General features: G+C 28.6%; 7 protein-coding genes. All 7 read left to right on the top strand.

The features are described 5' to 3' along the window. Nucleotides 1-290 (top strand): DNA-processing protein DprA (locus tag ACRDDY_RS06965; protein WP_438564240.1); only part of this gene is annotated, 290 nt, incomplete at its 5' end. A 159-nt stretch (nucleotides 291-449) separates the two neighbouring features. Beyond that, complete coding sequence (locus tag ACRDDY_RS06970) at nucleotides 450-1,019, top strand: HMA2 domain-containing protein (protein ID WP_438564241.1); 570 nt, start codon at nucleotides 450-452, stop codon at nucleotides 1,017-1,019. 10 nt (nucleotides 1,020-1,029) lie between these two features. Next, nucleotides 1,030-1,404, top strand: coding sequence for an HMA2 domain-containing protein (locus tag ACRDDY_RS06975; RefSeq protein ID WP_438564242.1), 375 nt, complete (start codon nucleotides 1,030-1,032; stop codon nucleotides 1,402-1,404). 18 nt (nucleotides 1,405-1,422) lie between these two features. Beyond that, nucleotides 1,423-3,633: a heavy metal translocating P-type ATPase gene (locus tag ACRDDY_RS06980; RefSeq protein ID WP_438564243.1), complete on the top strand. Its 2,211-nt coding sequence runs from the start codon at nucleotides 1,423-1,425 to the stop codon at nucleotides 3,631-3,633. Between the two features lie 3 nt (nucleotides 3,634-3,636). Then, on the top strand, nucleotides 3,637-4,497 hold the full coding sequence (locus ACRDDY_RS06985) for an HMA2 domain-containing protein (protein WP_438564244.1): 861 nt from the start codon (nucleotides 3,637-3,639) through the stop codon (nucleotides 4,495-4,497). Between the two features lie 20 nt (nucleotides 4,498-4,517). Further along, nucleotides 4,518-4,790 carry a hypothetical protein gene (locus ACRDDY_RS06990; RefSeq protein WP_438564245.1) on the top strand — a complete coding sequence of 91 codons (273 nt, stop codon included), beginning with the start codon at nucleotides 4,518-4,520 and terminating at the stop codon, nucleotides 4,788-4,790. Between the two features lie 230 nt (nucleotides 4,791-5,020). Continuing rightward, nucleotides 5,021-8,293, top strand: a complete 3,273-nt coding sequence (gene pulA / locus ACRDDY_RS06995; RefSeq protein WP_438564246.1) for a type I pullulanase — start codon at nucleotides 5,021-5,023, stop codon at nucleotides 8,291-8,293. The last annotated feature ends 202 nt before the right edge of the window (nucleotides 8,294-8,495 follow it).

The following is an 8,495-nucleotide window of genomic DNA, read 5'->3' on the forward strand; positions in this document are numbered from 1 at the left end:
CAAAGCCAATTCGTGAAAATTTTTTTAGAAGAAACAAAATAATAGCAATGCTTAGTAATAAAATTGTAGTTATACAAGCAAATAAGAATAGTGGTTCTTTAATAACAGCTAAATATGGAATGAAAAAAGAGAAAGAAGTGTTTGCAGTTCCAGGGGATATTACTAATGAGTTAAATGAAGGAAGTAATAGACTACTTAGAAATGGAGCAAAAGTATACATAGCTATTGGAAATATTATGAGAAGAAAAAATAAAAAAGAGGAAAAGATAAAAGAAGAAGTTGAGAAGTAAATAGAAGTTATAATAAATAGATTCGAAACAATAGGAATAAATTAGAGATGAAATAATAATAAATTATGAAGAATGGTTTAATGGAATTAAAGTTCTTGAAGAAAAACTAGGGAAAATGTAAAATATAATAAAAATATGTTTTTTCATGGAGGTGAGGAGATGAGTAGCAGAGTTTTAAGATTTTTATTGATAAGTCTAGGGAGTAGAGTGTTAATGAGTACTCTTAGTAATAAAAAAATGGAAACAAAAGAGAAAAATAACGGTTTAAGTTTTAAAGGTGTTTTAGAGGTTAAACATAATATAAAGGGAAGAGTTAGATTATATGCACCTAGAGTAAAGGAGAATATTGAATATTCTAATGTTTTAATATCTCAGTTATCTAAGGTGAAATCAATTTCTAATGTTGAAGTGAATAGCGTTACTGGAAGTATAGTTATATGTTATAACCAGGCAGAATTAGAATTATCTTTATTAATTGGAGTTGTAATAAAGTTATTAGGATTAGAAGAGGCAGTAAGCGAAAAGCCTAAATCATTATTATCAAAAGAAATGAAGAATGTAAAAGAAGCTGTGGATGTAGCGTTCTATAATAAAACTAGTGGTATTTTAGATGTTAAAAGTGTTGTAGCAGTACTTTGTCTTGTAGTAGGAGCTAGAAGTATAAGATTAAACCCTCTTCAATTACCAAATGGATATACTCTAGTTAGATGGGGAATGAATATGATTTAGAGGTGATGAAATGTTAAAAAAATTTATAATATCTCAAATAGCAAAAATTAAAGTAGTACACAGTATTCCAGGAAGAATAAGATTTAAAGTTAATTCAATGAAGATGATTCCAGATGAGTATAAGGATTATCAAAAATTTTTATTTGAAGCTTTAGAGAAGTTAGATGGGATAACAAATGTAGAGATAAATCTTGTGACTGGAAGTATAATAGTTAACTACGATATTAATAAACTTTATGAAAAGAAGGTTTTAAAATGGGTAGATACTATTAAGTCAATTGGAATAAATAATTATGATATCATAGAAAAGTACGGAGAAACAAATCTTGATTTTGTAATAAAAACTATAAATCAACAATTAGATGAAGCCGTTAAAAGCATTTAATTTGAAAGGAGGTAAAAAATGAATAAGGACTTACTTTTAAATAGTATTATTAAACACAGTATTAAAGGAAGATTAAGATTAAAATGTAATGGAGTAAAGCATATAAATAAATATATAGACGAGTTTAGAGATAGTATTCTTAAAAATAAAAATATTTATAATGTAGAGGTAAATACTATAACAGGATCTATATTAGTTAATTATAAAGGCGAGTTATCTGAAAATAGTATAAAGGAATATATAGATGCAGTTGTAAATACGTATGCACTTAATATTTTTACTGAAGTAAGAAAAAGTAAAGAGAAAGTTTCTTATAATGGAAAGAAAGAGGATGATGAAACTTCGTTTGATATACTTAAAAGATTAGCATTAAATGTAGGAGTTTTAGGATATACAGTTTTAAAAGATAAATTAAATTTAAAGGATTTATATAAAATAGATAGATTTGGAATGATGGGAAAATTTCTAACTATCCCAGCTCTTGCAAGTATTTATTTAAATAAGGGCTTAATAGATAATGGGGTTAAAGGTGCTTTAGTTGATAAAAAACCAAATGCAGATACATTAACATTAACCTCAGTAGTTGCAAGTTTACTTTTAGGTAATGCTAAATCAGCTTTAATGATAACATTATTATCGGATGTTGCAGAACTTATGACTAAATATACTATGGAAAAAACAAGAGATTCTATAAAAAATCTATTATCTGTAGCTGAAGAAGATGTTTGGAAGCTTATGGAGGATGGAACTTTAAAGAAAGTATCAATTGATGAAATTAGTGTTGAAGATTTAGTTGTAATTCATACAGGTGAAAAAATTTGCGTGGATGGACAAGTTATAAAAGGAGAGGCAGTTGTAGACCAAGCTTCTGTTACTGGAGAATTTGTGCCTGTTGTTAAAAGAAAAGAAGATAAGGTGTTTGCAGGAACAGTAGTTAAAAGTGGTAGCTTAACTGTGAAGGTTGAAAAGGCAGGGGATGATACTGTTGTTTCAAGAATAATTCATTTAGTAGAAGATGCAGCTTCTAAGAAAGCACCAATACAAGATTATGCAAATAAATTTTCAACATATTTAGTTCCATTTAACTTCTTATTTGCAGGAATAACATATTTAGTTACAAAGAGCCCAAGTAGAGCTTTAAATATGATGATAATTGATTACTCGTGTGGAATAAAATTATCAACAGCAACAGCTTTTTCTGCATCTATAAATACTGCAGTAAAAAATGGTGTTTTAATAAAGGGTGGAAATTATATTGAAGCATTAGCAAATGCAGATACATTAATTTTAGATAAAACTGGAACATTAACAGAAGGAAAACCAGCAGTAACTAATATAGAAGTTGTTAATGAAGAATATGATGAAGAAAAGATTTTAGAAATTGCAGGAGCAGCTGAAGAAACATCATCACATCCTATGTCAGTAGCTATAATGACAAAGGTTAAAGAAAAGGGGCTTATAATTCCTAAGTATGGAGAAGTAATTACTCATATTGCAAGAGGAATGGAAACAACTATTGATGATAAAAAAGTTTTAGTTGGAAGTAAATTATTCTTAGAAGAAAATAATGTTAATATGGGTGAATTTTTAGATTCAGAAATTAGAATGCAATCTGTAGGAGCAAATGTTATATATGTAGCTTTTGATGGAGAATTAATTGGATTAATTGGAATAAAAGATAAGATGCGTGATAACATGAAAAAATCTATAAATAATTTAAGATATCAAGGAATTGATGATATTGTATTATTAACAGGTGATTTAGAAGAGCAAGCAAAAGAAGTTGCAATGCTTATGGGTGTTGATAGATATAAGGCAGAACTTTTACCAGCAAATAAGGCTGAAGAGGTTCTTAAATATCAATCAAAAGGATCTAAAGTAATAATGGTGGGAGATGGAATAAATGATGCTCCAGCTCTTGCTTATTCAGATGTAGGAATAGCACTTGGAGGTGGAAGTACTGATGTTGCTATGGAAGCTGCAGATATAACTATCCAAGGTGATAATCCAATGATGATTCCAACTATGATAGATTTATCAAAAAAGACTATGAACGTAGTTAAGCAGAATTTTGGAATAGTATTAAGTATAAATAGTGCAGGGCTTATTTTAAGTGCTTCAGGTGTACTTCCAGTATTTTGGGGAGCGGTACTTCATAATTCAAGTACTATTTTTGTTGTAGCAAACTCTTTAAGACTTATGTTTTCAAACATGGAGAGAGGTGTTTAAAAGGTGAATAAGCCAACTATAGTAATAGCTCATAAAATTAAAAATAGAATAAGATTTAAAGTATCTCATCCTATAAGAAATATTGAAAATTTAAAAAGTGAACTTTTGAAAAAAGATGGAATAAGAAGCTTTGAATACAATGATATAACTAAGTCTATTGTAGTATTATTTGATGAAGATAAAGTTCATGATGATGAAGTTATATTAAGAATTGTAGCACTATATTCTAAAGATTATAATCTTACACCAATAAGATTTATATATAATACAAGAGGCGAGAATATGCCTTCTATGGCTTATTATTCTTTGGCTACTATAGCAATCGGTGCTATAAGTAGATATATTCCAACAAATGAAAGAATTAAAGATTTTATAAACTGGGCAGTAGTAGGAACTACGCTAGGAGCTATTGGTGAACATGCATATAATGAAATAAATGAAAAAGGATATTTTGATCCAGAAGTTGTTTCAGTTATGTACTTAGTAAATTCAATTACAAAAGGAAATTTCTTATTACCATCTGTTGTAACATGGTTTACAACCTTTGGAAGACATATATTAGAAATGTCTTATGGAAGAATGATTATAAATATAAATGAGTTTAAAAATAAGACATCAGAAGAAATTTTTTATGATATAAAAATATTACCTGATAATGAATCCTTCAAGAAAACTAATATAATAAGAACTTTTTTAGAGAAGTTTATAGAAGGTGAAGGAAACAATATGAGAAAGTCAGTTATGCTGACTAATAATAATATAAAAAATTATGAAGGCAGTTTATTTAAAGGATTTGATAATGGCTCATCATTTATGCATACAGATGAAGCTAGCATTAAGAACTTTAAAAATGCAATAAATTAAAAAAGTAGGAGGAATTGAAAATGATACAATCAATAAATAAAGACCATTTAACAGGAGCACTAGTAGGTGTTGGAGTATGTGCAGTAGGATACTACTTATATAAAAAAAATCAATCTAAAGTAGATGACTTTTTAAGAAATCAAGGAATAAATATAGGAACTGAAGGAGCTAAGGATTATTCAGTAATGTCTATTGAAGAGCTAATGGAAAATAAAGAACTTATAGAGGACTTCATTGCAGAAAAAGAATTAGCAGCACAACCATCAACTGAAGAAGTAGAAATACAAGCTTAAGTTATAAGTAAAGACAAGAAATAGAAAAAAGTACAGTGTTATCGCACTGTACTTTTTTGCATCAATTGGGAATGAAAGTGTGAAGAAACCTTAGGTACAGACAAGCAATAAATAGGAATAGTTAATATAAATTAAGTTAAATATTTACATATATATTCTTAAATGGTAAAATTAAACAGAAAAATAAATTATAAAAATGGTATCGTTACCGAAAAAATAGGGGGGATTTGATGAGAGGAGTTTTTAAAAGGGTAGTGTCATTACTACTAAGTCTTAGTTTTATTTTATTATTATTGCCAAATGATTTTCAAGCAAAGGTGAAGGATGGAACAGAAGTATATATTAAAATTAGATATGATAGAGAAGATGAGAAGTATGATGGTTGGAACTTTTGGACTTGGGAGAGAGATGAAGATGGAAAGGATGATAATACAAAGGTTTCAACATTTTTAGGGGAAGATGAGGAAGGAAAATTTACTGTTCTTAAAGTAAATAGAAATACGGGGAAACTTGGATTTATTTTAAGAAGAAGTGAATCAGGAAATGATTGGACTGAAAACTATTTTGGTGAGGATAAATTTATTTCTTTAGCTGAAGGGGATAAAGAGATAGTAATTAAGCATAAAGAGGAGAATAAAGATTTTGAAGTAAAAGATTTAAATAGAGATTTTGATAAGGTTACTTTAAATTTAAATTATTTTAGATTTAATAATGATTATGAAGATAGAGATATTTGGTCTTGGTTTGATGGTTCAGGAAAAGAGGCTATGGGATATTCTTTAAAAGAGGATACTAGTTATGGTAAAAAAGCAATTATTGAATATGAGAATATAAAAAATGCAGACAAAAGAGGAATTGGATTTATTGCAAGAAAGTCAGATTGGTCAGATAAGGATATAGATACTGATAGATTTGCCAATTTAGCGTATGCAAATAATAAAGGTGAAATAAATATTTATATTGTTCAAGGAAATAGCGATATTTTTTACAGAGAAAAGGATGCTGTTAGAGAAAATAAAATTACAGATGCAAAGATTAATAAGGTAAATGAAATTAGTTTTTCTACTAATGTAAAGATGACTGAAAACGTTTCTAGAGAAACTATAATATTATTAGAAGATGGGGAGCCTATTTCATTTAAATTTACTTTAGGAAGTAATAAAACTACTGGAACTATAGTCACTGATAAATCAATGGATTTATCAAAGGAGTATATTCTTAAGGTTGAGGGTTTTGGAGAGAGAAAAGTTGGTCTTGGAAAGGTTTTTGAAACTGAAGAATTTAAAAAATTGTTCCATTATGAGGGAGAACTTGGAGCTTTATATAAAGAAGGAGAAACAACTTTTAGATTATGGGCACCTATGGCAAATAGTGTGAAACTTGCATTATATAAAACAGGTGATTATATAAAAGATCCAAATGCAAAAGAAGTTAAAGAAATGAAAAAATTAGATAAGGGTATTTTTGAAATTACTATAAAAGGTAATTTAAAAGGAACTTATTATGATTTTCTAGTTAATAATGATGGTACAGAAAATAAGGTTACTGACCCATATGCAAAAGCAGTATCAGTAAATGGAAGAAGAGGAATGGTTATTGATTTATCAAAAACAAATCCAAAAGGATGGGAAAATCATAAAAAGCCAGTTCTTGAAAATCCAACAGATGCAATTATATATGAGATGCATATAAGAGATTTTACAATAGATGAATCTTCAAATGTAGGAGTAGAAGTTAGAGGAAAGTATAATGGTCTTTGGCAAAGTGGAAAAACACTTCCAGGGAATAATAATGTCAAAGTTGTAGTAGATCATTTAAAAGAGTTAGGGATAACAGAACTACACTTATTACCAACTTTTGATCATAGATCTATAGATGAAACTAAGCTTCAAAATGCACAATATAACTGGGGCTATGACCCACAAAATTATAATGTACCAGAAGGGTCTTATTCATCTGATCCTTATAAGGCAGAAGTTAGAATAGAAGAGTTTAAAAAGATGGTTATGGAACTTCATAAAGCAGGAATAAGAGTTGTAATGGATGTAGTTTATAATCACACAGGTGCAACATCAGATTCACATTTAAATTTAGCAGTTCCAGATTATTATTATAGACAAAATGCAAATGGTGGTTTTTCAAATGGTTCTGGATGTGGAAATGAAATAGCATCAGAGCGTTCAATGGTAAGAAAAATGATTATTGATTCTTTAGTATATTGGGCTAAGGAATATAAAATAGATGGATTTAGATTCGATTTAATGGGACTTCATGATATAGAGACAATGAAGCAAATAAGAACTGAACTTGATAAAGTTGATAAATCTATATTAATTTATGGAGAGGGCTGGACAGGTGGAGATTCACCATTACCAGATGATCAAAAAGCTATAAAAGTAAATACTAAAAAATATGGAGATATGCAAATTGCAGCGTTTAGTGATGATATGAGAGATGCAATAAAAGGGCATGTTTTCGATGAGGAAAAGCCAGGATTTATTAATGGATTTAATGGATTAGAAGAAGTTATAAAGTTTGGTGTAGTTGCATCAACAAAGCATAATGGAGTAAAGTATGGAACTGCTCCAGCACCGTATAATGGATATGGTATAAGTCCATGGGCTAATCAACCGTACCAAACTGTAAACTATGCATCAGCTCATGATAATTTAACTTTATGGGATAAGCTTCAAACAACAAATAAGAAAGCATCAAAAGAAGAGTTAGAAAAAATGAATAAGTTGTCAGCGGCATTAGTTTTAACATCACAGGGAATACCATTTTTCCAAGGTGGTGAGGAAATGGCTAGAACTAAAGTAAATAAAGATGGAAGCTTTAATGAAAATAGTTATAATGCACCAGATTCAGTAAATAAAATTGATTGGAAAAGAAAAGCTGAATATAATGATTTATTCAATTATTACAAGGGATTAATTGAGCTTAGAAAATCTCATAAAGTATTTAGAATGAACTCAACTGATGATATCCAAAAATCATTAAAATTCTTAGAAAAAGGAAAAGAATTTAAAGAAGATAATGTAGTTGCATATACATTAAATGGAGAAAAAGTAAATGATAAATGGAAGGATATTGCTGTAGTTATGAATGCAAATAAAGAAGAAGTTGAAATAACATTACCATCTAAAGAATGGGAAGTTGTTGTTGATGGAGATAAAGCAGGAGTGACTTCATTAAAGACAATAAAAGAAGATAAAGTAAAAGTTCCAGGACAAAGTTCATATGTTTTAGTGCAAAAAGATAGCTATGAAGATAATGAAGATGAAAACAATGGAAATGATGGAAATGATGGAAACAATGGAAATAATGGAGATGAGGAAGAGGATAAAGATGAAGGAACTTTAGAAGAAGATAAAGATGAAAGTGGAGATAAGGGACCAGTTACAGGAGATACAAGTGTAGGATTTTATATTTTAATTCTTGTGGGAGCTATTGGAGGTCTAGTAGTTTTAAATAAAGGAAAATTTAAAAAAGAAGTAAAATAAAATAAAGAGAGAGTTTCAAGATAAAAATTGAAACTCTTTTTAGTATATAAAATTTTGTATAAGAATGGAGAATATTATTAAACTATTAAATTTGTATTTTAGAGGAGAAAATAATGAAATTTATTATACAATACTAGTAAGAGGTGATGTAATATGAATAATTTATCTAACAGTATTAAAGAAAAAGTTGTAATTATAACAG

The sequence above is a fragment of the Clostridium sp. genome (genome assembly GCF_051656525.1).
Lineage (GTDB): Bacteria > Bacillota > Clostridia > Clostridiales > Clostridiaceae > Clostridium.

Coding starts and splice junctions, on each gene's coding strand:
- ACRDDY_RS06990 (WP_438564245.1), top strand. CDS start 4,518: ATGATACAATCAATAAATAAAGACCATTTAACAGGAGCACTAGTAGGT.
- pulA (WP_438564246.1), top strand. CDS start 5,021: ATGAGAGGAGTTTTTAAAAGGGTAGTGTCATTACTACTAAGTCTTAGT.
- ACRDDY_RS06970 (WP_438564241.1), top strand. CDS start 450: ATGAGTAGCAGAGTTTTAAGATTTTTATTGATAAGTCTAGGGAGTAGA.
- ACRDDY_RS06980 (WP_438564243.1), top strand. CDS start 1,423: ATGAATAAGGACTTACTTTTAAATAGTATTATTAAACACAGTATTAAA.
- ACRDDY_RS06975 (WP_438564242.1), top strand. CDS start 1,030: ATGTTAAAAAAATTTATAATATCTCAAATAGCAAAAATTAAAGTAGTA.